The organism is Burkholderia pyrrocinia (assembly GCF_001028665.1).
Taxonomy (GTDB): Bacteria; Pseudomonadota; Gammaproteobacteria; order Burkholderiales; family Burkholderiaceae; genus Burkholderia; species Burkholderia pyrrocinia.
In genome coordinates this window covers 84,072-108,544 of record NZ_CP011503.1, presented here as the reverse complement: position 1 = coordinate 108,544, position 24,473 = coordinate 84,072, and the positions used below count along the sequence as shown (strand labels likewise).

The 24,473-nt window shown below is 67.8% G+C and carries 23 protein-coding genes; 17 read left to right on the top strand and 6 right to left on the bottom strand.

Annotated elements, in window-relative coordinates:
• Window positions 1-40 precede the first annotated feature (40 nt).
• The 3 genes from prfB to ABD05_RS00490 all read right to left on the bottom strand — a co-directional run bounded on the left by prfB (window position 41) and on the right by ABD05_RS00490 (window position 4,086).
• Window positions 41-1,145 (bottom strand): peptide chain release factor 2 gene (gene prfB / locus ABD05_RS35495; protein WP_099318679.1). Its coding sequence is split into 2 segments (ribosomal slippage): window positions 41-1,063 and window positions 1,065-1,145, totalling 1,104 coding nucleotides; the frame shifts between segments, so codons are not numbered across the junction.
• 152 nt (window positions 1,146-1,297) lie between these two features.
• Window positions 1,298-2,995 (bottom strand): single-stranded-DNA-specific exonuclease RecJ, encoded by a 1,698-nt coding sequence (recJ, locus tag ABD05_RS00495; protein ID WP_047898487.1) that lies wholly within the window; start codon window positions 2,993-2,995, stop codon window positions 1,298-1,300.
• Window positions 2,996-3,009: 14 nt separating this feature from the next.
• On the bottom strand, window positions 3,010-4,086 hold the full coding sequence (locus ABD05_RS00490; RefSeq protein WP_047898486.1) for a hypothetical protein: 1,077 nt from the start codon (window positions 4,084-4,086) through the stop codon (window positions 3,010-3,012).
• A gap of 150 nt (window positions 4,087-4,236) precedes the next feature.
• Between ABD05_RS00490 and ABD05_RS00485 the strand changes: the two genes are divergently transcribed.
• From ABD05_RS00485 to ftsB, 9 genes are all read left to right on the top strand, one after another.
• Window positions 4,237-5,490 carry a lipoprotein-releasing ABC transporter permease subunit gene (locus ABD05_RS00485; protein ID WP_047898485.1) on the top strand — a complete coding sequence of 418 codons (1,254 nt, stop codon included), beginning with the start codon at window positions 4,237-4,239 and terminating at the stop codon, window positions 5,488-5,490.
• A complete protein-coding gene (lolD, locus tag ABD05_RS00480; protein WP_375167711.1) occupies window positions 5,483-6,241 on the top strand; it encodes a lipoprotein-releasing ABC transporter ATP-binding protein LolD in 759 nt (252 codons plus the stop codon). The genes ABD05_RS00485 and lolD overlap by 8 nt, the downstream gene beginning before the upstream one ends.
• Window positions 6,242-6,306: 65 nt before the next feature.
• Window positions 6,307-7,095: a TatD family hydrolase gene (locus ABD05_RS00475; RefSeq protein WP_047898484.1), complete on the top strand. Its 789-nt coding sequence runs from the start codon at window positions 6,307-6,309 to the stop codon at window positions 7,093-7,095.
• 57 nt (window positions 7,096-7,152) lie between these two features.
• A complete protein-coding gene (locus ABD05_RS00470) occupies window positions 7,153-9,636 on the top strand; it encodes a DNA internalization-related competence protein ComEC/Rec2 (RefSeq protein ID WP_047898483.1) in 2,484 nt (827 codons plus the stop codon).
• Window positions 9,637-9,773: 137 nt separating this feature from the next.
• On the top strand, window positions 9,774-10,619 hold the full coding sequence (locus tag ABD05_RS00465; protein WP_047898482.1) for an alpha/beta fold hydrolase: 846 nt from the start codon (window positions 9,774-9,776) through the stop codon (window positions 10,617-10,619).
• Between the two features lie 167 nt (window positions 10,620-10,786).
• Complete coding sequence (locus tag ABD05_RS00460) at window positions 10,787-12,445, top strand: CTP synthase (RefSeq protein ID WP_047898481.1); 1,659 nt, start codon at window positions 10,787-10,789, stop codon at window positions 12,443-12,445.
• Window positions 12,442-13,296, top strand: coding sequence for a 3-deoxy-8-phosphooctulonate synthase (gene kdsA / locus ABD05_RS00455; RefSeq protein WP_047898480.1), 855 nt, complete (start codon window positions 12,442-12,444; stop codon window positions 13,294-13,296). Before ABD05_RS00460 ends, kdsA begins: the two co-directional genes overlap by 4 nt.
• A gap of 106 nt (window positions 13,297-13,402) precedes the next feature.
• Window positions 13,403-14,686 carry a phosphopyruvate hydratase gene (gene eno, locus ABD05_RS00450; protein ID WP_011352544.1) on the top strand — a complete coding sequence of 428 codons (1,284 nt, stop codon included), beginning with the start codon at window positions 13,403-13,405 and terminating at the stop codon, window positions 14,684-14,686.
• 81 nt (window positions 14,687-14,767) lie between these two features.
• Window positions 14,768-15,193 (top strand): cell division protein FtsB, encoded by a 426-nt coding sequence (ftsB, locus tag ABD05_RS00445; protein WP_047898479.1) that lies wholly within the window; start codon window positions 14,768-14,770, stop codon window positions 15,191-15,193.
• Between the two features lie 86 nt (window positions 15,194-15,279).
• Here ftsB and ABD05_RS00440 read toward each other — a convergent pair whose 3' ends face one another.
• The 3 genes from ABD05_RS00440 to ABD05_RS00430 form a co-directional block, all read right to left on the bottom strand.
• Window positions 15,280-15,630 carry a hypothetical protein gene (locus ABD05_RS00440; RefSeq protein ID WP_047898478.1) on the bottom strand — a complete coding sequence of 117 codons (351 nt, stop codon included), beginning with the start codon at window positions 15,628-15,630 and terminating at the stop codon, window positions 15,280-15,282.
• Between the two features lie 135 nt (window positions 15,631-15,765).
• Window positions 15,766-16,716: an Hsp33 family molecular chaperone HslO gene (hslO, locus tag ABD05_RS00435; protein WP_047898477.1), complete on the bottom strand. Its 951-nt coding sequence runs from the start codon at window positions 16,714-16,716 to the stop codon at window positions 15,766-15,768.
• A 24-nt stretch (window positions 16,717-16,740) separates the two neighbouring features.
• Window positions 16,741-17,265, bottom strand: coding sequence for a gamma carbonic anhydrase family protein (locus ABD05_RS00430; RefSeq protein WP_034183575.1), 525 nt, complete (start codon window positions 17,263-17,265; stop codon window positions 16,741-16,743).
• 143 nt (window positions 17,266-17,408) lie between these two features.
• On the opposite strand from ABD05_RS00430, the gene ABD05_RS00425 reads away from it, so the two are divergent.
• The 8 genes from ABD05_RS00425 (at window position 17,409) to dapA (ending at window position 24,451) form a co-directional block, all read left to right on the top strand.
• Entirely contained in the window at window positions 17,409-18,266 is an 858-nt protein-coding gene (locus tag ABD05_RS00425) for a ferritin-like domain-containing protein (protein ID WP_047898476.1), read from the top strand.
• Between the two features lie 187 nt (window positions 18,267-18,453).
• On the top strand, window positions 18,454-19,344 hold the full coding sequence (locus ABD05_RS00420; RefSeq protein ID WP_047898475.1) for an alpha/beta fold hydrolase: 891 nt from the start codon (window positions 18,454-18,456) through the stop codon (window positions 19,342-19,344).
• A gap of 82 nt (window positions 19,345-19,426) precedes the next feature.
• Complete coding sequence (locus ABD05_RS00415; protein ID WP_047901016.1) at window positions 19,427-20,257, top strand: 3',5'-nucleoside bisphosphate phosphatase; 831 nt, start codon at window positions 19,427-19,429, stop codon at window positions 20,255-20,257.
• Window positions 20,258-20,330: 73 nt separating this feature from the next.
• A complete protein-coding gene (locus ABD05_RS00410) occupies window positions 20,331-20,963 on the top strand; it encodes an L-threonylcarbamoyladenylate synthase (protein ID WP_047898474.1) in 633 nt (210 codons plus the stop codon).
• A gap of 50 nt (window positions 20,964-21,013) precedes the next feature.
• Complete coding sequence (locus tag ABD05_RS00405) at window positions 21,014-21,676, top strand: site-2 protease family protein (protein ID WP_047898473.1); 663 nt, start codon at window positions 21,014-21,016, stop codon at window positions 21,674-21,676.
• A gap of 8 nt (window positions 21,677-21,684) precedes the next feature.
• A complete protein-coding gene (locus ABD05_RS00400) occupies window positions 21,685-22,887 on the top strand; it encodes a tryptophan--tRNA ligase (protein ID WP_047898472.1) in 1,203 nt (400 codons plus the stop codon).
• Between the two features lie 9 nt (window positions 22,888-22,896).
• A complete protein-coding gene (locus ABD05_RS00395; RefSeq protein WP_047898471.1) occupies window positions 22,897-23,499 on the top strand; it encodes a class I SAM-dependent methyltransferase in 603 nt (200 codons plus the stop codon).
• Window positions 23,500-23,545: 46 nt separating this feature from the next.
• Window positions 23,546-24,451 (top strand): 4-hydroxy-tetrahydrodipicolinate synthase, encoded by a 906-nt coding sequence (gene dapA / locus ABD05_RS00390; RefSeq protein ID WP_047898470.1) that lies wholly within the window; start codon window positions 23,546-23,548, stop codon window positions 24,449-24,451.
• Window positions 24,452-24,473 lie beyond the last annotated feature (22 nt).

Below are 24,473 nucleotides of genomic sequence, written 5' to 3'. Positions count from 1 at the left end.
GGCAACGATGGCGCGACCTGGCCAGGCCGCGCCGCGGCGCTTACACGCCCTGTTTGAGGCTCGCGCTGATGAAGTCGTCGAGGTCGCCGTCGAGCACCGCGCGGGTGTTGCTCATTTCGACGTTCGTACGCAAGTCCTTCACGCGGCTCTGGTCGAGCACGTACGAGCGGATCTGGTGGCCCCAGCCCACATCGGTCTTGCTCGATTCGAGCTTGTCCTGCTCGGCCTGGCGCTTGCGCATCTCGACTTCGTACAGGCGCGACTTCAGCATCGCCATCGCTTCCGCGCGGTTGCGGTGCTGCGAGCGGTCGTTCTGGCACTGCACGACGATACCGGTCGGCATGTGCGTGATCCGCACCGCGGAGTCGGTCTTGTTGATGTGCTGGCCGCCTGCGCCCGATGCGCGGTACGTGTCGATGCGCAGGTCGGCCGGGTTGATCTCGACTTCGATCGAGTCGTCGATTTCCGGATAGACGAACACCGACGAGAACGACGTGTGGCGGCCGCCCGACGAATCGAACGGCGACTTGCGCACGAGACGGTGGATGCCCGTTTCGGTGCGCAGGAAGCCGTATGCGTATTCGCCCGAGACCTTGACCGTCGCGTTCTTGATGCCGGCGACGTCGCCGTCGGACTCTTCGAGCACCTCGGCCTTGAAGCCCTTGCGTTCGCAGTAGCGCAGGTACTGGCGCAGCAGCATCGATGCCCAGTCGCACGCCTCGGTGCCGCCGGCGCCGGCCTGGATGTCGATGAAGCAGTTGTTCGGGTCGGCCGGGTTCGAGAACATCCGGCGGAACTCGATGTCGCCGACGCGCGCCTCGAGCTTCGCGGCGTCTTCTTCCGACGCGATGAGGGTGTCTTCGTCGCCTTCCTCGCGGGCCAGCTCGAACAGGTCGAGCGCGTCGCGCAGGTCGCCGTCAAGCGCGGTGAGCGTCGTGACGACGCCCTCGAGCAGCTTCTTCTCGCGACCGAGCGCCTGGGCGTTCTTCGAATCGTTCCAGACGTTCGGGTCTTCGAGTTCCTTGTTGACTTCGGTCAGACGCGCAGCTTTTGCGTCGTAGTCAAAGATACCCCCGGAGCTCGCCCGCGCGATTGCGCAGGTCGAGCAGGGAGCTTTCGATCGCGTTGAGACGTTCCGCTTCCATGATCGCTCGCTATTCTTGCTTCGTAAAAAAGCGGAATTATAGCCGATCGGCAGGGTTGCCCGGTGACGCGAATGGTGCTCGCACGCGCGCCGCGGCCCCGTCCGGCGCAGCGTGCATGCATCGGCGGGCACTGCGGGCAGGGCGGTCCGCGCTCAGCCGGCCGCGTGTTCGACGATCAACTGGACGCGCGTGACGCCGTTCCACGTGTCGGCGACGAGGCGGTACGCGATCAGCGCGCTCGCCGGCAGCGGCTCGGTGTGGTTGAACCAGATCGCGTTGAAGCGCTGGCGGCCGCGCGCAAGCTGCAGCTTCAGGTGCTTTTCCTTCACGAGCGACTGCGACACGACGTCGAATTCGCCGGAGAAAAGCGGGGCCGGAAAACCTTGCCCCCAGACGGCCTCGTCGAGCAGCCCGACGAACTGCGGCGTGAAGTATGCGTCCTCGAGTTCGCCGTCGGTCTCGATCACGCGGGCGAGCGCGTCGTCGGACAGCCATTCGCGCGCGACGGCCTCGAACGCGGCCGCGAAGCGCGGCACGTTCTCGGTGTCGAGCGTGAGGCCGGCCGCCATTGCATGGCCGCCGAACGCGACGATCAGGTCCGGCTCGCGTTTCGACACGAGGTCGAGCGCGTCGCGCAGGTGGAAGCCGGCGATCGACCGGCCCGACCCCTTGACCCGCTTGCCTTCGTCGTCCGCGTGCGCGAACGTGAACGACGGGCGGTGGAATTTTTCCTTGAGCCGCCCGGCGACGATGCCGATCACGCCCTGGTGCCACTCGGGGTTGAACAGCGTGATCGTGCACGCGTCGGCCGGGTCGACGTCGGCGAGATCGGCGAGCGCCTGCTGCTGCATGCCGGCCTCGATCTCGCGGCGCTCGCGGTTCATCACGTCGAGCTGCTGCGCGAGATCCCACGCGCGGCCGATGTCGTCGGTGATCAGGCACTCGATGCCGAGCGACATGTCGGACAGCCGCCCCGCGGCGTTGAGCCGCGGGCCGAGGCCGAAGCCGAGGTCGAAGCCCGACGCGGTGCGCGCTTCGCGCGCGGCGGCGCGGAACAGCGCGGCGATGCCCGGCTGCATGCGGCCGTTGCGGATGCGCTGCAGCCCCTGTGCGACGAGCACACGGTTGTTGCCGTCGAGCCGCACGACGTCGGCGACGGTGCCGAGCGCGACGAGGTCGAGCAGGCCGTCGAGGCGCGGCTCGGCTTCCTTGCTTGCGAATGCGCCGCGGCGGCGCAGTTCGGCGCGCAGCGCGAGCAGCACGTAGAACATCACGCCGACGCCGGCGATGTGCTTGCTCGGGAACGCGCAGCCGGGCTGGTTCGGGTTGACGATCGCGCGGGCGGCGGGCAGCGCGTCGCCGGGCAGGTGGTGGTCGGTCACGAGCACGTCGATGCCGCGTGCGTTCGCGGCTTCGACGCCCGCGACGCTTGCGATCCCGTTGTCGACGGTGATCAGCAGGTCGGGCTTGCGCGCGGCCGCGAGCTCGACGATCTCGGGCGTGAGGCCGTAGCCGTATTCGAAGCGGTTCGGCACCAGGTAGTCGATCTGCGCGCCGAACATCCGCAGGCCGCGCACCGCGACCGCGCACGCGGTCGCGCCGTCGCAGTCGTAGTCGGCGACGACGAGCAGGCGTCGTTTGTCGGCGATCGCGTCGGCAAGCAGCGACGCCGCGTCGGCGCAGCCTTTCAGCTCGGTGGGCGGGACGAGGCGTGCGAGCGCGGTCTCGATGTCGGTCGGGGACTGCACGCCGCGCGACGCGTACAGGCGTGCGAGGACGGGATGCAGGCCGTGGCGCGCGAGCACTTCGGCGTCGGCGGGCGCGACGGGGCGGGTAACGATCCGGGTCATTCGGGGTCTGCTGGTTATTCGAACAGGGAGGCGAGCGCACGGCGGCGCCAGAATTTGCGCAGATCGCCGCGCGTCGCGTGCAGCGTCACGGAGCTCGTATCGCCGCACAGCGTGAAGTCGACGCTGGCGAGCGCACCGTTCTGCAGTGCGGCGAGCGCGGGCGCGAACCAGTCGCGCTCGAGCGCGGCGAGCCCGTCGTGCCAGCGCGCCCAGTCCTGTTCGATGAATGGGGTAGTCAGCGCCGGCAGCTCGACGAGCGTCGCGCCATCGGCGGCGGGCAGCGCGCCGAACGTGGCGGGCGGGGTGCCGGCTTCGGCTTGCGCGGCGCGCGCGAGGCCGAGCGCGGCGGACGACGCAGACAGCACGCGCGCGAACGGCTTGCCGACCGGCTTCAGCGTGCCCTGCGCATGGAACCAGATCGAATTGACGGTCGGCAGGCCACGCGCCTCGCGGGCTTCGTTGACAGGATGCTCGAACCACGCCATCTGCACTTCGTTCTGCAGTTTCATCCACATCCGCGAGCGTTCGCCCGTGTGCGCCTCGTGCGGCAGCCAGATCTCGATGTTGCGGCCGCTTGCGCGCAGCGGCGCGGCGCCGGCGAGCCGTGCGAGCTGTTCGCTCGACAGGTACCAGCGCGCGGGGTTCGGCGCTTCGAGGCGCACGCCGAGCTCCTCGATCAGCGGCCGCGCGACCGCGAGCAGCGCGGCCGCGTCGCCTTCGTCGAGCGCGAGGGCCGCCGGATCGACGAGCACCAGGTGATCGTGCGCGATTTCGACGTGCACGGGCTCGACGCATGCCCAGGCGTGCGCGCCGGGTTCGCCGCCGTCCGCCAGCAACATGTAGGGCGCGAGCGGCGCCTCGTCCGCGGCGTTGCCCCGGGTTGCGCCGAACTGGCGGGCCAGCCAGCGCTCGTGCGGCAGCGTGCGCTGGAAGTCTTCGCCGGCCACGCGCTCGACGAGGCTCGCGCGGGCGAGCAACTTTTCGAGCGCGGGGCTGTCCAGCGTGTGCAGGGACGAGGCCGCATCGGCCGCCGACGGCAGCGCGAACGGAACGAGAAAATGGAGGCGTCGGTCGTGCATGATGGTGCGCATTGTATGGCAAACTGCGCGCGTGATCGGGCCGGCAGACGGCCCGTTCGCGTCCGGCGGCCGTTTTTCGACCGTGCCCGGGCCGGTGGCCGCCGCCGGGCGGCGGTTCGGCCCCGGGGCGCCTCCCCGCCGTAACCAGCAGAAAGGATTCGCTTGAAACTTCCGTACGAATGGCAGATCGGCTGGCGCTATACGCGCGCCGGCAAACGCACGACCGGCAACGGCTTCATTTCCTTCATCGCCCTCGTGTCGATGCTCGGGATCGCGCTTGGCGTCGCGGCGCTGATCGTCGTGCTGTCGGTGATGAACGGCTTCCAGAAGGAAGTGCGCGACCGCATGCTGTCGGTGCTCGCGCACGTCGAGGTGTTCTCGCCGACGGGCTCGATGCCCGACTGGCAACTGACCGCGCAGGAAGCGCGCCGCAATCCGTCGGTGGTCGGCGCGGCGCCGTACGTCGACGCGCAGGCGCTGCTCACGCGCCAGGACGCGGTGAGCGGCGTGATGCTGCGCGGCGTCGAGCCGGCGCTCGAGCCACAGGTGTCGGACATCGGCAAGGACATGAAGGCCGGGCAGCTTACCGCGCTCGTGCCGGGCCAGTTCGGCATCGTGCTCGGCGACGCGCTCGCCGGCAACCTCGGCGTGACGGTCGGCGACAAGGTCACGCTCGTCGCGCCCGAAGGCTCGATCACGCCAGCCGGAATGATGCCGCGCCTGAAGCAGTTCACGGTCGTCGGCGTGTTCGAGTCCGGCCACTACGAATACGACAGCACGCTCGCGATGATCAACATCCGCGACGCCGAGGCGCTGTTCCGGATGGCCGCGCCGACCGGCGTGCGGCTGCGGCTGACCGACATGCAGAAGGCGCCGCAGGTCGCGGTCGAGCTGTCGCATACGCTGTCGGGCAGCCTGTACATCCGCGACTGGACGCAGCAGAACAAGACGTGGTTCTCGGCCGTGCAGATCGAGAAGCGGATGATGTTCATCATCCTGACGCTGATCATCGCGGTGGCCGCGTTCAATCTCGTGTCGTCGCTCGTGATGACCGTGACCAACAAGCAGGCCGACATCGCGATCCTGCGCACGCTCGGCGCGCAGCCGGGGTCGATCATGAAGATCTTCGTCGTGCAGGGCGTGACGATCGGCTTCGTCGGCACGGCGTCGGGCGTCGCGCTCGGCTGCCTGATCGCGTGGAGCATCCCGTGGCTGATCCCGATGATCGAACACCTGTTCGGCGTGCAGTTCCTGCCGCCGTCCGTGTACTTCATCAGCGAGCTGCCGTCCGAGCTTGTTGCGAGCGACGTGATCCGGATCGGGCTGATCGCGTTCGCGCTGTCGGCCGTCGCGACGCTCTATCCGAGCTGGCGCGGTGCGAAGGTGAAGCCGGCGGAGGCACTTCGTTATGAATGACCGCGCGACCGCATTCGCGGATTCAAAACAACACAACAGACAGGATTCGGCAGGTATGCAGGAATACGTGCTTCAGGCGCGCGGGATCACGAAGGCGTTCGTGCAGGGCGGCTTCAACGTGCAGGTGCTCAACAACACCGAGCTGACGGTGCGGCGCGGCGAGAAGCTCGCGGTCGTCGGCGCGTCGGGTTCCGGCAAGAGCACGCTGCTGCACGTGCTGGGCGGGCTCGACGAGCCGAGCGCGGGCGAAGTGTCGCTGCTCGGCAAGCCGTTCACGCAGCTCGCCGAGCGCGAGCGCAACGAATTGCGCAACCGCGCGCTCGGCTTCGTCTACCAGTTCCATCACCTGCTGCCCGAGTTCACCGCGCTCGACAACGTTGCGATGCCACTGCGCATCCGCCGGATGACGACCGAGGACGCGCGCGCGCAGGCCCAGGCGATGCTCGAACGCGTCGGTCTGGGCCCACGTGCGAAGCACCGGCCGGGCGAGCTGTCGGGCGGCGAGCGGCAGCGCGTCGCGATCGCGCGCGCGCTGGTCACGAAGCCCGCGTGCGTGCTCGCCGACGAGCCGACCGGCAACCTCGACGGCACGACGGCCGACACGGTGTTCAACCTGATGCTCGAACTGTCCGAGACGCTCGAAACGAGCTTCGTGATCGTCACGCACGATCCCGATCTTGCCGCGCGCTGCGACCGCATCATGCGGTTGCGCGACGGCGTGCTGCACGAGGAGCCGGCGCTGCCGGTGTAAGCGAACGCCGCTGGCCGCGCTGCCGGGTTTGTCCCGGCGCGGTGCAGCGGTACAGGAATGCCGTCATGTGGATCGATACGCACTGCCACCTCGATGCCGCCGAGTTCGACACCGACCGTGACGCGGTCGCGCAGGCGGCGCGCGCGGCCGGCGTGTCGCGAATCGTGATCCCGAGCATCGGGCGCGACAACTTCGCGACGGTACGCGAACTCGCGCAGCGCACGCCGGGTGCGGCCTACGCGCTAGGCATCCATCCGATGTATACGCCGCACGCGCGCGACGAGGATCTCGACCGGCTGCGCATGGAGATCGAAGCGAGCCTCGACGATCCGCGCTTCGTCGCGATCGGCGAGATCGGTCTCGACTATTTCGTACCGGGGCTCGACGAAGACCGGCAGCAGCTCTTCTACCAGGGGCAGCTCAAGCTGGCGCGCGAATTCGACCTGCCCGTGCTGTGCCACGTGCGCAAGTCGCAGGACCGCGTGCTCGCGGGGCTGCGCCGTTTCAACGTGCGGCGCGGCATCGCGCATGCATTCAACGGCAGTTTCCAGCAGGCCGAAGCGTATCTCGCGCAAGGGCTGCATCTCGGCTTCGGCGGCAACGTGACGTTTACGCGCGCGTTGCAGATCCGCCGGCTCGCCACGGAATTGCCGCTCGACGCGATCGTCGTCGAGACGGACGCGCCCGACATTGCGCCCGAATGGGCGTACAGATCCCGAAACACGCCCGACCAGGTGCCGCGCATCGGCGACGTGCTCGCCGAACTGCGCGGTCTCGACGCCGGCGCACTGTCCCTATGCACTTCGGCTAACGCGCTCGCCGCGCTGCCGCGACTCGCACTTTCGTCCTCATAATCGTTGCCGGAAGGCGCCGCGTTCGCAACGGCGGCGCCAGGTCGACGAGGAGGCGGGATGCGCGTGTGGTGGGTCGCGTTCGCGCTCGGCGCCGTCGTGCTGCAGCGGCAGGCGGCGTTGCCGGGTGCGATCGCATGGACGATCGGTGCGGTCGTGCTCGCGGGCTGTGCGGTGCCGGGTGCGTGGTACATGCGCCGCCGGCGCACGCGCACGACCGTCGCGCTCGGATGGATGCTGTGCGCGCTCGCGGCCTGTGTGGCCGGGTTCGGCTACGCGGCGGCGCGGGCCGAATGGCGGCTGCGCGACAGCTTGCCCGTCGAATGGGAGGGGCGCGACATCGTCGTCACCGGCGTGATCCGGGGGCTGCCCGTCGTCGACGAGACGGGCGCGCGGCTGCTGCTCGCGGTCGAGTCGAACGATGCGGGGCTGGCCCGTTTCCCGCCATTGATTCGGCTGTCGTGGCGCGCGTATGGCCCAGCCGCGACCCGCGACGCGCTTCCCGACCTGCGTGCCGCGCAGCGCTGGCGTTTCGTCGTGCGCTTGAAGCGCCCGCACGCCGAGGCCAATGCCGGCGTGCGCGACAGCGAGGCGGCATGGCTTGCCGCAGGTATCCGCGCGATCGGTTATGTCAGCGCGCCGCGGCGGTCGGTATTGCTCGATGCGCACGCATCGGGTTGGCGTGCATCGATCGATCGACTGCGCGATGCGCTGCGGGCACGCATCGGCGAGACGCTCGGGGTCGACGCCGGCCATCGCGGCATCGTCGCCGCGCTCGCGATCGGCGACCAGTCCGGCATCGGCGGCGACGACTGGCGCGTGCTGCGCAACACGGGCACGAGCCATCTGGTCGCGATTTCCGGTCTGCACGTCGGGCTCGTCGGCGCGATTGCGGGCGGGCTCGTGTCGATGGTCTGGCGCCGGTTGCGCTGGCGTGCGCGGGCCGCGACGCTCGTGTTGCCGGCGCCGTACGCGGCATCGCTTGCCGCGCTGGCCGCTGCGGCCGGTTATGCGGCGCTCGCCGGCTTCAACGTGCCGGCGCAGCGCGCGTGGTGGATGATCGCGGCCGGCGGCATCGCGTATCTGGCCGGGCGCAGCGTGCCGACGTCGGCGGTGCTGTGCGCGGCGCTCGGCGGCGTGCTGCTGGCCGATCCGTGGGCCGTGCTGTCGGCCGGGTTCTGGCTGTCGTTCGGGGCGGTCGCCGTCATCCTGCTGACTGTCGCGGGCTGGCGAGCGGCGCGTGAAGTCGACACAGCGGGCGTAGAGCAGGACGATACGCCCAGCCCGCCGGGCCGGTTGCGCGCGTGGGGCATGCGCGCCGCGCGCCGCATCGCCGAGGCCACGCGCGTGCAGTACGCGGTGACGATCGGTCTTGCGCCGCTGACGGCGGCGTGGTTCGCGCAGATTTCGCTGTCGGGCCCGTTCGGCAACGCGTTCGCGATTCCCTGGGTGAGCACGGTCGTGACGCCGATCGTGCTGGCTGGCATCGCGCTGCCTGCGCCGCTCGATGCGTACGCGTTCCGGCTTGCGCATGCGGCGCTCGAACCGATGATGACGCTGCTCGGGTATCTCGCCGACTGGCCGGCTGGCGTGTTCTGGCTGCGCATGCCCGACTGGCCGGTGCTGGCGCTTGCGTGCGTGGGCGTCGCGTGGGCGCTGATGCCCCGCGGCTGGCCGTTGCGCTGGGCGGCGCCGCTCACGTGGCTGCCGCTCGTCGCGCCCGCAGCCGATGCACCGCCGCCGGGCGGCTTCCGGCTGACCGTGCTCGACGTCGGGCAGGGCGCGTCGGTGCTGGTGGAGACCGCGCGCCGAACCTTGCTGTTCGATGCGGGGCCGGGCGCGGAGTCGACCCACGCCGGGGCGCGGATCGTCGCGCCGACGCTGCGGGCGCGCGGCATCGCGGTAATCGATTCGCTCGTGCTCAGTCACGCGGACGCCGATCACGCCGGCGGCGCGCCGGCCGTCTATGCGGCAGCCGACGTGCGTCAGCTGCTGGCCGGCATTCCGGCGAAGAGCCCGCTGTGGCGCGACGCGACGGCCGCCGGCGTGGCCGACCGGCTGCCGTGCGCGGCCGGGCAGCGCTGGACCTGGGACGGCGTCGTTTTCACGATGCTCTGGCCGTCGGGCGGCCCGGGCGCGGGCTCGTCGAACGGGCAATCGTGCGTGCTGCGCATCGACGCGGGCGGCACATCCGCGCTGCTGACGGGCGACATCGAAGCACGCGTCGAACGCCAGCTCGTGGACGCCGCGCGCGACGCGCTGGCCGCGCAGATCCTGGTCGTTCCGCACCACGGCAGCCGCACGTCGTCGGTCGAGCCTTTCCTCGATTCGGTCGGGCCGCGCGTCGCGGTATTTCCTGTAGGCTATCGCAATCGCTTCGGACATCCGCACCGGACCGTCCTCGCGCGCTACGAGGCGCGCGGGATTCCGCTGCCGCGCACCGATCGCGACGGCGCCGTGCGGTTCGACGTCGCGCCGGCTGACGGCGGGTTCGCATTCGAGCGTTACCGCGACGTACAGCGACGGTACTGGATGGACCGTTGACCGGGGCGAGGGCGGGTTTATAAAGAATGCATGTGGCCAGCGCAAAGTGCCGGAGCACTGGCCCGGTAGAACGCGAAGCATGGGACGGGAGTCAGTGCTGAAGCACTCACTCCCGTCGACAAAGGAGACATCGGCATTTGAAGGACATCCTCCACTTCTCGCATGCGAACGGCTTTCCGGCGTCGACATACCGGACGATCTTCGCCGAACTGGCCGACGACTACGAGCTGCGCTACATCGAACGGATCGGCCACGACCGCCGCTACCCGGTGACGCGCGACTGGCCGCATCTCGTCGAGCAGCTGCTCGACGACATCGGCAGCCGCTACGAGCGCCCCGTGTGGCTCGTCGGCCATTCGCTCGGCGGCTACCTGTCGCTGATGGCCGCGCTGAGGAAGCCGCAATGGGTGCGCGGCGTCGTGATGATCGATTCGCCGATCATCGCGGGCTGGCGTGCCGGTGCGTTGCGCGCGAGCCAGTGGGCGGGGCTCGACGAGCGGCTGTCGCCGGCCGCCGCGACGCGCAACCGGCGCACGCACTGGGTGAGCCGCGACGAAGTCTGGCGGCACTTCCGCGAGAAGCCCGCGTTCGCCCGCTGGGACGAACGGATGCTGGCCGACTACATCGACTACGGCATTCCGCAGGCCGGTGCCGACGGCGAGCGCGCGCTCGCGTTCGACCGGCAGGTCGAATACCTGATCTACCGGACGCTGCCGCACACGCTCGGCCCGCGGCTCGCGCACGGCGCGCCGGTGCCGCTCGGGTTTCTCGCCGGCACGCGTTCGCGCGAGGTGCGGCAGGTCGGGCTCGATGCGACGCGCCGTGCGACGCGCGGCCGCGTCGAGTGGCTCGAGGGCAGCCACCTGTTCCCGATGGAGCGGCCGCTCGAGACGGCCCGCGCATTGCAGCGGATGCTGAATTCGCTGAAGGCGGAGGAGGGCGGTGTGTCGCAGGGCGGCGCCCCGCTCGCGAAGCGCGCCTGACGCTCCGTCCGGCGTCCCGGCATGTGCGGTCGTGCCGACCGGCCGGCCGGTTTTCGCCCGGCGGGCGGTTGGCGCGGGTCTGCCCGAAAGGGCGCGATCATCACGTCAGTTGCTGAGAAAAGGGCGGGCTTTACGGTATAATCCGTTTTTCCCGCGAGCATCCAGCGATGACCAAATATGTTTTCGTCACCGGCGGCGTAGTTTCTTCCCTTGGCAAGGGCATTGCCGCCGCTTCCCTCGCCGCGATCCTTGAATCGCGCGGTCTGAAAGTCACCCTCCTCAAACTCGATCCCTACATCAACGTCGACCCCGGCACGATGAGCCCGTTCCAGCACGGCGAAGTGTTTGTGACGGAAGACGGAGCGGAGACGGACCTCGACCTCGGCCACTATGAGCGCTTCATCAGCACGAAGATGCGCAAGGCCAACAACTTCACGACCGGCCAGATCTACGAATCGGTGATCCGCAAGGAACGCCGCGGCGACTATCTCGGCAAGACCGTGCAGGTCATTCCGCACATCACGAACGAGATCCAGGCATTCATCGAGCGCGGGGCCGCATCGGCCACCTGCGGCGAGCCGGATGTCGCGATCGTCGAGATCGGCGGCACCGTCGGCGACATCGAGTCGCTGCCGTTCCTCGAAGCTGCGCGCCAGATGAGCCTGCGCCTCGGCCGCAACAGCGCGTGCTTCGTGCACCTGACGCTCGTGCCGTACGTCGCGACGGCCGGCGAGCTGAAGACGAAGCCGACCCAGCACAGCGTGCAGAAGCTGCGCGAGATCGGCATCCTGCCGCACGTGCTGCTGTGCCGCGCGGATCGCCGCATCCCCGACGACGAATCGAAGAAGATCTCGATGTTCTCGAACGTGCCGGAAGACGCCGTGATCTCGGTGTGGGACGCCGACAGCATCTACAAGATTCCGCAGATGCTGCACGACCAGGGCCTCGACAAGATCATCTGCGACGAGCTGAAGCTGTCGCCGCACGATGCCGACCTGAGCATGTGGTCGGAACTCGTCGAGAAGCTTGAGAACCCGAAGCACGAAGTGACGATCGGCATGGTCGGCAAGTACGTCGACCTGACCGAATCGTACAAGTCGCTGATCGAGGCGCTGCGCCATGCATCGCTGCACACGTCGACGAAGGTCAACATCGAGTACATCGACTCGGAAGAGATCGAGACGAACGGTGTCGACAGCCTGAAGCACCTCGACGCGGTGCTGGTCCCGGGCGGTTTCGGCCGTCGCGGCACCGAAGGCAAGATCGCGGCGATCCGCCATGCGCGCGAGGCGAAGGTGCCTTATCTCGGCATCTGCCTGGGCATGCAGCTCGCGGTGATCGAGTTTGCGCGCGACGTCGTCGGCCTGAAGCAGGCGAACAGCACGGAATTCGATCCGGACACGCCGGAACGCGTGGTCGCGCTGATCACCGAGTGGTTCGACCGCGACGGCAAGGTCGAGACGCGCACCGAGGAATCCGATCTCGGCGGCACGATGCGCCTCGGCTCGCAGCGCTGCCCGATCAAGCCCGGCACGATGGCGGAAGAAATCTATGGCAAGGACGTGAACGAGCGTCATCGCCACCGTTATGAAGTCAATAACCGCTTCGTGCCCCAGCTCGAAAGCGGCGGCCTTATCATCAGCGCGCGTACCCCGAGCGAGGATCTGCCGGAAATGATGGAACTGCCGCGCTCGATGCACCCGTGGTTCGTCGGCGTGCAGTTCCACCCGGAATTCACGTCCACGCCGCGTGACGGCCATCCCCTGTTCAAGTCGTTCGTCGAAGCCGCGCTCGCCAACAAGCAAGCGCGCGGAGTGAAAGCATGAAGCTGTGCGATTTCGAGGTCGGTCTCGACAAGCCTTTTTTCCTGATCGCGGGTACCTGCGTCGTCGAATCGGAGCAAATGACGATCGATACGGCGGGCCGCCTGAAGGAAATCTGCGAGAAGCTGAACGTACCGTTCATCTACAAGTCGTCCTATGACAAGGCGAACCGCAGCTCGGGCAAGTCGTTTCGCGGCCTCGGAATGGACGAGGGCCTGCGGATCCTGTCCGAGGTGAAGCGCCAGCTCGGCCTGCCGGTGCTGACCGACGTGCATTCGATCGACGAGATCGAGCAGGTCGCGTCGGTCGTCGACGTGTTGCAGACGCCCGCGTTCCTGTGCCGCCAGACCGATTTCATCCATGCGTGCGCGCGCTCGGGCAAGCCCGTCAACATCAAGAAGGGCCAGTTCCTCGCGCCGCACGACATGAAGAACGTGATCGACAAGGCGCGCGACGCGGCCCGTGAAGCGGGGCTGTCGGAAGACCGCTTCATGGCGTGCGAACGCGGCGTCTCGTTCGGCTACAACAATCTCGTGTCCGATATGCGTTCGCTCGCGATCATGCGCGAAACGAACGCGCCCGTCGTGTTCGATGCGACCCACTCGGTGCAGCTGCCGGGCGGGCAGGGCACGAGCTCGGGCGGCCAGCGCGAATTCGTGCCGGTGCTCGCGCGTGCGGCGGTCGCGACGGGCGTCGCGGGCCTCTTCATGGAAACGCACCCGAATCCGGCCGAGGCGAAGTCGGACGGCCCGAACGCGGTGCCGCTGAACCGGATGGGCGCGCTGCTGGAGACGCTCGTCACGCTCGACCAGGCGGTGAAGCGCAATCCGTTCCTGGAAAACGATTTCAACTAAAGATCGAATGAACCTTGCGACGGCTTCGCGCGTCTGTAGCGAAAGCGGTTTCGGCACGCATGCCGTCGCAGTTTGAAGAATCCATCGTCATTCTCAGAGGAAACCCATGAGTGCAATCGTAGATATCATCGGCCGCGAGATTCTGGATTCGCGCGGCAACCCCACCGTCGAATGCGACGTGCTGCTCGAATCGGGCACGATGGGCCGCGCGGCGGTGCCGTCGGGCGCGTCCACGGGCTCGCGTGAAGCGATCGAACTGCGCGACGGCGAAGCCGGCCGTTACAACGGCAAGGGCGTGCTGAAGGCAGTCGAGCACATCAACACCGAAATCTCCGAAGCCATCATGGGCCTCGACGCGTCGGAACAGGCGTTCCTCGACAAGACGCTGCTCGAGCTGGACGGCACCGACAACAAGTCGCGTCTCGGCGCGAACGCGATGCTGGCCGTGTCGATGGCCGTCGCGAAGGCTGCCGCCGAAGAGGCAGGCCTGCCGCTGTACCGCTATTTCGGCGGTTCGGGCGCGATGCAGCTGCCGGTGCCGATGATGAACATCGTCAACGGCGGCGCGCACGCCAACAACAGCCTCGACATCCAGGAATTCATGATCGTCCCGGTCAGCCAGCCGACGTTCCGTGAAGCCCTGCGTTGCGGCGCGGAAGTGTTCCACGCGCTGAAGAAGATCCTGAGCGACCGCGGCATGAGCACGGCAGTCGGCGACGAAGGCGGCTTCGCGCCGAACTTCGGCAGCAACGACGAGTGCCTGTCGACGATCCTGCAGGCAATCGAGAAGGCCGGCTACCGTGCGGGCGAAGACGTGCTGCTCGCGCTCGACTGTGCGGCATCCGAGTTCTACCACGACGGCAAGTACCAGCTCGCGGGCGAAGGCCTGCAACTGTCGTCGGCCGAATTCACCGACTACCTCGCGACGCTCGCCGACAAGTTCCCGATCGTGTCGATCGAGGACGGCATGCACGAAAGCGACTGGGAAGGCTGGAAGCTGCTGACCGACCGCCTCGGCAAGAAGGTGCAGCTCGTCGGCGACGACCTGTTCGTCACGAACACGCGCATCCTGAAGGAAGGCATCGAGAAGGGCATCGCGAACTCGATCCTCATCAAGATCAACCAGATTGGTACGCTGACCGAAACGTTCGCGGCGATCGAAATGGCAAAGCGTGCGGGCTACACGGCCGTGATCTCGCACCGCTCGGGCGAAACGGAAGATTCGACGATTGCGGACATCGCGGTCGGCCTGAACGCCGGTCAGATCAAGACGGGTTCGCTGTCGCGCAGCGACCGCATCTCGAAGTACAACCAGCTGCTGCGCATCGAGGAAGATCTCGGTGACATCGCGAGCTACCCGGGTAAATCGGCTTTCTATAACCTGCGCTAACGCGCTAATATCGGGTTCGTCATATCGACGCCGCTCTGTGCATGTGCGCGGAGCGGCGCTTCTTATATCTGCGTCTCTTACATGCGGCTTGTCACTGTCGTCCTGATTGCCTTGCTGGCGCTCATTCAGTACCCCCTATGGTGGGGACACGGCGGCTGGCTGCGGGTGCATGAATTGCGTCAGCAGCTCGGCGACCAGCTCCAGAAGAATGCGGACGAGAAGCTGCGCAACGAGCGAACCGCGGGCGAAGTGCAGGATCTGCAGAGCGGTACCGCGGCCATCGAGGAGCGCGCGCGCTACGAGATGGGCATGGTGAAGGACGGCGAAGTATTCGTGCAGTTCGTGTCGCCGAATGCACCGGCGGTGCCGCTGAACAACACGCCTTCGAACACGTCGACGCGCGGTGCCGTGTCGGCGGCGCCGGTGCGTGTCGTGCCGAATCCGCAGTCGATGGCGAAGCCGTCGCGGCATCATGGCGGCGACAAGGGCAAGGCCCAGCATCACTGAGTGCGGCAGTTCGAACCCATTGAAAAAGCGCGGGAAATGCCGCGCTTTTTTATTTCCTGACAGTATTCAATCGGCCGGGCGACTGCTTACCACCACCAGCCCGGGTAGCCGTAGCTGATACCCGTTCCCCAGCGATTCCCCCATCCGCCGTAATACCCGCCGTAAACCGTCACGGGCGGCGGCGAGTAATAGGCCCATGCGCGCGCGGCCGCTTCGGCCGCCATCGCGCTGTTCTGTTCGCGCAGAACCTGCTGGTCGATCTCGTCGTAGCGCTTGCGTTCGGCGCTCGACAGCACGGGCGGCTGGCCACCCGACGCGCCCGGTTCGGGCAGGCGGCTCAGGATCGTGGAAGACGGCGGCGGCATCGCGCAGCCGGCAAGCGCGAGCGTGCCGGCGGCAACGCTCGTCAGGACGATGGTGCGAAACGGACGATTCATGTGTTTCTCCTGCAGCGCGCCGCCGACGGGAAGCGGCTTGCGCCGAAGGCCGAGCCTTCGGCGCCTGAGCCGCGCGTGCGACGCTCTTGCGTCATTATGCGCCCGTGCCCGGACGGCGGGCATCGGGCGCGCCGCTCAGTGACGCTGGTCGGTCGCGGGCGCGATGCCGGTCTCGACGCCGGGTGCTGCGAACAACTGCGCGACGTCGACGGGATCGAATTCGTAGCGCTGGTTGCAGAACTCGCAGTGGATCTCGACGTGGCCGCGCTCGACGATCACGCTGTCGACTTCGTCGCGGCCGAGCATGCGCAGCATCGCACCGACCTTCTCGCGCGAGCATGAGCACTGGAAGCGCGTGCCGGCCGGCTCGAAGTGCTGCACGTTCTCCTGCCAGAACAGCCGGCGGAACACGACTTCCGGTTCGACTTCGAGCAGTTCCTGCGCGGACAGCGTGCCGCCGAGCGTGCAGACGCGCTCCCACGTGTCGATATCGGTTTCGGCGTTGCGCGGCACGATGCCACCGTCGCCCGGCAGCTTCTGCAGCAGCATGCCGACCGCGCGGTCGCGATCGGCCGCGAGCCACAGCCGCGTGTCGAGCTGCTCCGAGTGGTGCATGTAGTGCTCGAGCACCTGCGACACCGATTCGAGCGGGCCGTCGACGCCATTCAGCGGCACGATGCCCTGGTACGGCTGCTGGCCCGGCAGCTTGTCGGCCGGGTCGAGCGTGATCACGCAGCGGCCATGGCCGCTCGCGTTGACGAGCGACGCGAAACTCGTGTCGTCGCCGATCGTTTGTGCCGCGTCGCCGGAGAACTTCGCGGTGGCCCGCATCGACAGATCCGAACCGCACTGGACGACCAGCATCTGGACCGGCCCGTCGCCGAAGATCTGCATGATCAGGGTGCCGTGAAATTTCAGGTTCGCGGACAGCAGCGCGCACGCGGCCATCATCTCGCCGAGCACCGTGCGCACGGGGGCAGGGTAGTCGCGGCGGGCGAGCACTTCCTGCCACGTATTGCGCAGCGAAACGATCTCGCCGCGCACGGGCGCCGCATTGAACATGAATTTCTGTAACTGGTCGCTCACTCTTCTTCCTTGAAATCGCGCGAATCACCCGATCCGCACGAGTTGCTCCTTGAAATGCGCACGCCGCTCGACATACGTCTTCGCGTTTGCGCGCAACCGCGCGATGTCCTCTGCCGACAACTCGCGCACGACTTTCGCCGGTGCGCCGAGAATCAGCGAGTTGTCCGGGAACGTCTTGCCTTCCGTCACGACCGCGCCGGCACCAACCAGACAGTTGCGGCCGATGACCGCTCCATTCAAGACCACCGCCTGAATACCGATCAGCGAACCTTCGCCGATCGTGCAGCCGTGCAGCATCGCCTGGTGCCCGATCGTCACGTTTTCGGCAATCGTCAGCGGAAAGCCGGGGTCCGTGTGCAGTACCGCGCCTTCCTGGACGTTGCTGCCGGCGCCGACCGCAATCGTCTCGTTGTCGCCGCGAATCGTCGCGCCGAACCAGACGCTCGCGTTTTCCTCGAGCACGACCTTGCCGATGATGGCCGCCGTATCGGCGACGAATACGCTTTCGTGGATCGTCGGGGCCGTATCGCCCAGCTTGTAGATCGTCACGGAGTCTCCTTGTCTCTTCGGTGATGGGCGCCGGTAGAATGGCGCGTCTGGTTTGCCCGGCGCATGGCGCCGCGGAACAATCGCATATTGTAAACCGTCGCGTGCGTGCGCTCCCGCGATGCGCGCGCAGGGTGTCCCCGTTTATGAGCATGGAGTCTTCTTCTTTCGGTCATGTGCCGGCCTGTGTGCGTCGCGTTGCGCTCGACGCGCTGCGTGTATCCGCACCTGCGGCCAAGGCCGCGCAGGTGCGTTCGCTGTACGACGCGCTGCTGGCCGGGCAGGCCGCGATTGCGCCGTCGCTCGACCTGCACGAACCGGGTGATCTGCCCGGGCGCCCGGCACGTCCGGCGCTCGTCGAGCCGCGCCAGCTCGAGCGACGCAGCATGCGTTCGCCCGAAGGGCGCGCGGTGTTGCTGCACGCGCTCGCCCATATCGAATTCAATGCGATCAATCTGGCGCTCGACGCGGTGTGGCGCTTCGCGGGCCTGCCGGATGCGTTTTATGCGGACTGGCTGAAGGTCGCGGCCGAGGAGGCCTGTCACTTCACGCTGCTGTCCGACCGGCTGGCGGCATTCGGGCATGCGTACGGCGATTTTCCCGCGCACAACGGGCTGTGGGAGATGTGCGAGCGGACCAAGGGCGATGTGCTGGCGCGCATGGCGCTCGTGCCGCGCACGCTCGAGGCCCGCGGGCTCGATGCTTCGCCGCCGATCCGTGCGCGGCTCGTACAGGCGGGCGACGATGCGTCGGCCGCGATCCTCGACGTGATCCTGCGCGACGAGGTCGGCCATGTCGCGATCGGCAACCGCTGGTTCCGGCATCTGTGCGACGAAACCGGCCGCGATCCGGTGCCGGCCTACCGCCAGCTTGCCGAGCAATATCATGCGCCGCGGCTGCGCGGCCCGTTCAACTTCGATGCGCGGCGCGATGCCGGATTCGAGCAGGCCGAACTCGACGAACTGGCCGCGCAGGACGCAGCGGACGGAAACGCGGCGCGTTAGCCGGATCGCGTCCGGCTACGTGTTGCCTGCCGCCAGGCCGGCCCGCGCGCCCGGCCGATGGCGCTTCCCGGTCGTTTCGTCGGACCTCGAGCCGCCGCACCGCTAGAGAGGGGCCTCGACTGCCGACCGCCGGAACGAGGGCGTCGCCGCTATAATCGAACGACCATTCTTTTTTCTGGCGGCTGCAATGAGTGCCTCGAGTTCTGTTTCCGATTTCGTCACGGTGCGCGGCGTGAAGCTGCATGTGCGGCGCTGGGGCCGGCCCGATGCGCCGACGCTGTTCATGCTGCACGGCTGGATGGACGTCGCGGCGTCGTTCCAGTTCGTCGTCGACGCGCTCGCGGGCGACTGGCAGGTGATCGCGCCCGATGCGCGCGGCTTCGGGCTGTCCGACTGGCCGGTCGCGCGGCAGGGCGGCGGCCACTACTGGTTCCATGAATACCTGGGCGACCTCGATGCGCTCGTCGACCACTATGCGCCGGCCGGCGAAGTCAACCTGGTCGGGCACAGCATGGGCGCGAACGTCGTGTGCCTGTACGCGGGCGCGCGGCCGGAACGCGTGCGGCGCGTGGTCGACCTCGAGGGTTTCGGGCTCGCGCCCGCGCGGGCCGAGCAGGCGCCGCGCCGGCTGCGCGGCTGGCTGGACGAGCTGCGCGAGCCGCCCGCGCTGCGGCCTTACGCATCCCTCGACGAGGTGGCGGCGCGCCTGACCAGGACCAATCCGCGGCTCGACCCGCAGCGCGCCGCATTCCTCGCCGCGCACTGGTCGAAGCGCGGCGACGACGGCCTCTACCACCTGCTCGCGGACCCCGCGCACAAGATGCCGGGTCCGCTGCTGTACCGGCTCGACGAGGTGATGGCCACCTGGAAGCAGGTGCGCGCGAAGGTGCTGCACGTCGAGGCCGTCAATTCGCCGACGCTCGCGTACATCGCCGGCGACATCCCGCTGCCGGAATTCAAGGCGCGTTTCAACGCATTCCCCGACTGGCGCGAGAAGCTCGTCGAGGATGCCGGCCACATGGTGCATCACGACCAACCCGAGCAGATCGCGGCGCTGATCGAGGCGTTCTGCGCGTAGGCGCGCGACGGCGGCGGCGGGGCAGGCGGGCGGCGCAATTGCCGCGTTGCAGTAGAATGAAGCCTTACCTGCCATGCCGACAATGAACGCTGATCTCCACTGCCATTCGAATGTTTCCGACGGGTTGCTGTCGCCTGCCGATGTCGCGCGCCGTGCCCATGCCGGCGGCGTGACCCTGTGGGCGCTGACCGACCACGACGAGATCGGCGGCCAGGCGGCGGCGCGCAGCGAGGCGAAAGCGCTCGGCATGCACTACCTGAGCGGTGTCGAGATTTCGGTCACGTGGGCATCGCGCACCGTGCACATCGTCGGCCTGAACATCGATCCCGCGAACCCGGCGCTCGTCGACGGCCTGTACCGCACGCGCCACGGCCGCGCGGCGCGCGCGCGGGCGATCGGCGCGCAGCTCGAGACGCTCGGCATTCCCGGCGCGTACGAAGGCGCGCTGAAGTACGTATCGAATCCCGACCTGATCTCGCGCACGCACTTCGCGCGTTTTCTCGTCGAAAACGGCCACGCCGAATCGACGTCCGACGTGTTCGACCGCCTGCTCGGCGACGGCAAGCCCGGGTTCGTCCCGCATCGCTGGGCGACGCTGTCCGACGCGGTCGGGTGGATCCGCGCGGCGGGCGGGGAAGCCGTGGTCGCGCATCCGGGCCGTTACCGCTATACGCCCGTCGAATTCGACGCGTTCTTCGGCGAGTTCATCGATCTCGGCGGCCGCGCGATCGAGGTCGTCACGGGCAGCCACACGCCCGACCAATACCGCGAATACGCGGACGTTGCCCGCCGCTTCGGCTTCGAAGTGTCGCGCGGCTCGGATTTCCATGCGCCGGGCGAGGGCCGCGTCGAGCTCGGCGGCTTGCCGCCGCTGCCGTCCGACCTGACACCGGTCTGGGAGCGCTGGCTCTGACGCCGGGCGGCCGCCCGCCGCCCGAGTTGCTGCCGACGCGCGCATCCGACTTCCCCCCTCTTTATCTGCTTCCATGTCCCAGTTCTTCAGGATTCATCCGGATAATCCGCAGCCGCGCCTGATCAAGCAGGCCGTCGAGATCGTCAGCAAGGGCGGCGTGATCGCGATGCCGACCGATTCGAGCTATGCGCTCGCGTGCCATCTCGACGACAAGGATGCGGTCGAGCGGGTCCGCCGGATTCGCGGCCTCGACGAGAAGCAGCACCTGTCGCTGCTCGTGCGCGACCTGTCGGAGCTCGCCAACTTCGCGATGGTCGACAATCGCCAGTACCGGCAGATCAAGTCGGTGACGCCGGGCCCGTACGTATTCATCCTGCAGGCGACGAAGGAAGTGCCGCGCCGGTTGTCGCACCCGTCGCGCAAGACGATCGGGCTGCGCGTGCCCGATCACGCGATCACGCTCGCGCTGCTGGAATCGCTCGGTCAGCCGCTGCTCGGCACGACGCTGATCCTGCCGCCGGACGACGAACCGCTCAACGATCCGGACGACATTCGTGCGCGGCTCGAGAAACAGGTCGACCTCGTGATCGACGGCGGCGCGTGCCCGCGCGAGCCGTCGACGGTGATCGACCTGACCGGCAACGAGCCGGAACTCGTGCGCGCGGGGCGCGGCGCGCTCGAACCGTTCGGACTCTCGGCCGCGTAAGCGCGCGCCGTTCCATTTTTGCGCGAGTGCGCTTGTTACAATAACGCGATATGGATGCTTCCCTGATACAGACCATCGCCGTCTACGCGCTGCCCGTGATCTTCGCGATCACGTTGCACGAGGCCGCGCACGGCTACGCCGCCCGCCTGCTCGGCGACAACACCGCCTACGTGATGGGGCGCGTGTCGTTCAATCCGATGCGCCACATCGATCCGATCGGCACGATCGCGATCCCGCTCGCGATGTATTTCCTGACGGGCGGCGCGTTCCTGTTCGGCTATGCGAAGCCGGTGCCGGTTTCGTTCGGCAACCTGCGCGATCCGCGCTGGGGCAGCCTGTGGGTAGCGCTCGCGGGCCCGGCCTGCAACTTCGTGCAGGCGCTGATCTGGGGGCTGCTGACCCTCGTGCTGCCCGCGGTCGGCATCGACGAGCCGTTCTTCACGCGGATGGCGTTTGCCGGCGTCAGCGCGAACCTCGTGCTCGGCGTGCTGAACCTGTTTCCGCTGCCGCCGCTCGACGGCGGCCGCATCCTGGCGGCGCTGCTGCCGCCGAAGCAATCGATCGCGCTGTCGCGCATCGAGCCGTACGGTTTCATCATCGTCCTCGCGCTGGTCGCGACGGGCGTGCTGACGAACTTCTGGCTGCGCCCGCTCGTCAACGTCGGCTATGCCGTGCTGAGCGCCATCCTGTCTCCATTCGCCTCGCTTCTCTAACGACAATCATGTTCCCAGAACGTATTTTCTCCGGCATGCGACCCACCGGGTCGCTGCACCTCGGTCATTACCACGGCGTGCTGAAAAACTGGGTGAAACTGCAGTCCGAGTACCCGTGCTTCTTCTGCGTCGTCGACTGGCATGCGCTGACGACGCACTACGAGACTCCCGAGGTCATCGAGAAGAACGTGTGGGACGTGCTGATCGACTGGCTCGCGTCCGGCATCGATCCGGCGCAGGCGACGCTGTTCATCCAGAGCAAGGTGCCCGAGCACGCGGAGCTCGCGCTGCTGCTCGGCATGAGCACGCCGCTCGGCTGGCTCGAACGCGTGCCGACCTACAAGGAGCAGATGGAGAAGCTGAAGGACAAGGATCTGTCGACCTACGGCTTCCTCGGCTACCCGGTGCTGATGGCGGCCGACATCCTGCTGTATCGCGGCTCGCTCGTGCCGGTCGGCGAGGATCAGGTGCCGCACGTCGAGATGACGCGCGAGATCGCGCGCCGCTTCAACTACCTGTACGGCCGTGAGCCCGGTTTCGAGGAGAAGGCGCTCGACGCCGCGAAGAAACTCGGCGGCAAGCGCGCGAAGCTCTATCACGAGCTGCGCAACGCGTACCAGCAGGAAGGCGACGACGAGGCGCTCGAACAGGCGCGTGCGATGCTGCAGGAATCGCAGAGCCTGTCGATGAGCGACCGCGAGCGCCTGTTCGGCTATCTCGAAGGCGCGCGCAAGATCATCCTCGTCGAGCCGCAGGCGCTGCTGACCGAAGCGTCCCGGATGCCGGGCCTCGACGGGCAGAAGATGTCCAAGTCGTACGGCAACACGATCGGCCTGCGTGAAGACGCCGAGACGATCACGAAGAAGGTCCGCACGATGCCGACCGATCCGGCGCGCGTGCGCCGCACCGATCCGGGCGACCCCGACAAGTGCCCGGTGTGGCAACTGCACCAGGTCTATACGGACGAAGCGACGCACGAGTGGGTGCAGAAGGGCTGCCGCTCGGCAGGCATCGGCTGCCTCGACTGCAAGCAGCCGGTCATCGAAGGCATCCTGCGCGAACAGCAGCCGATGCTCGAGCGCGCGCAGAAGTACATGGACGATCCGTCGCTGCTGCGCGCGATCGTCGCGGACGGTTGCGACAAGGCGCGCAAGTACGCGACGGAAACGATGCGCGACGTGCGCGACGCGATGGGCCTGTCGTACAACTGATCCGACTGCATGAGCGAATCCGTCATCGCCGCCGCGGGCGGCCACGTCGCACAGGCCGAGCCGTCGCGCTGGGTCGCGCAATGGTCGCGGCTCGTTCCGGCCGGCGGCGCGGTGCTCGACGTCGCCGCGGGCGGGGGCCGCCATGCGCGCTGGTTCGCGTCGCATGGGCATCCGGTGGTCGCGCTCGACCGCGACCCGGCCGCGCTGGCCGCGTTGCGCACGATTGCGGGCGTCGATGCCCGCGATGCCGATCTCGAAGGCGCGCCGTGGCCGCTGCCGGCCGGCGAGCGGTTTTCGGCCGTGATCGTCACCCATTATCTGCATCGCCCGCTCTGGCCCCATCTGCTCGATGCGGTGGCCCCGGGCGGCGTGCTCATCTACGAAACTTTCGCGCAAGGAAACGAAACGGTCGGCAAACCGTCCAACCCCGCGTTCCTGCTCGCCCCGGGCGAGCTGCTGGACGCCGTGCACGGCCGCCTGCGGGTGGTCGCGTACGAGGATGGTTTCGTCGCCGCGCCGCGCGAGGCGTTCGTCCAGCGTCTCTGCGCAGTGCGCGAGGGCGCGACCCCGAAGGCGGGGGCGGGAATTCCACGTTACGAACTGCCCGGCTAATCCGCTACAATCTCAACGTTTACCGGTACACAATCAATCGCGTTTCATGGCTAACGGCACCCAAGACGGCATTCAAATCCGCGGCAGCATCCCCGCGATCGTCACCCCGATGCTCGAAGACGGCAGTCTCGACCTGCCGGCGTTTCGCAAACTGATCGACTGGCACATCGCGGAAGGCACCGATGCGCTCGTCGTGGTCGGTACGAGCGGCGAGTCGGCAACGCTCAGCGTCGAAGAGCACATCCTGATGATCCGCACCGCGGTCGAGCATGCGGCGAAACGCATTCCGATCATCGCGGGCGCGGGCGGCAACTCGACCGCAGAGGCGATCGAGCTGACGAAGCACGCGAAGTCCGTCGGCGCGGACGCGACGCTGCAGGTCGTGCCGTACTACAACAAGCCGACGCAGGAAGGCATGTACCGTCACTTCAAGACGATCGCCGAAGCGGTCGACCTGCCGGTGATCCTGTACAACGTGCCGGGCCGCACGGTCGCGGACATGGCGAACGAGACGATGCTGCGTCTCGCGCAAGTGCCGGGCATCATCGGCGTGAAGGAAGCGACGGGCAACATCGATCGTGCCGCGCACCTGATCAAGGCCGCGCCGAAGCATTTCGCGATCTACAGCGGCGACGATCCGACGGCGATCGCGCTGATGCTGCTCGGCGGCCACGGCAACATCTCGGTGACGGCGAACGTTGCGCCGCGCGCGATGAGCGAGCTGTGCCGCGCGGCGCTGGCCGGCGACGTGCAGACGGCCCGCGAGCTGCACATGAAGCTGCTGTCGCTGCACAAGAACCTGTTCATCGAGGCGAACCCGATTCCGGTGAAATGGGCGCTGCAGGCGATGGGCAAGATGCAGGGCGGCATCCGACTGCCGCTCACGGCGCTCGACGAGCGCTGCCACGATGCCGTGCGTTCGGCCCTCGTCGAGGCCGGCGTTCTCGCCTGATGCCGAGGCGGCCGCGCCCTGC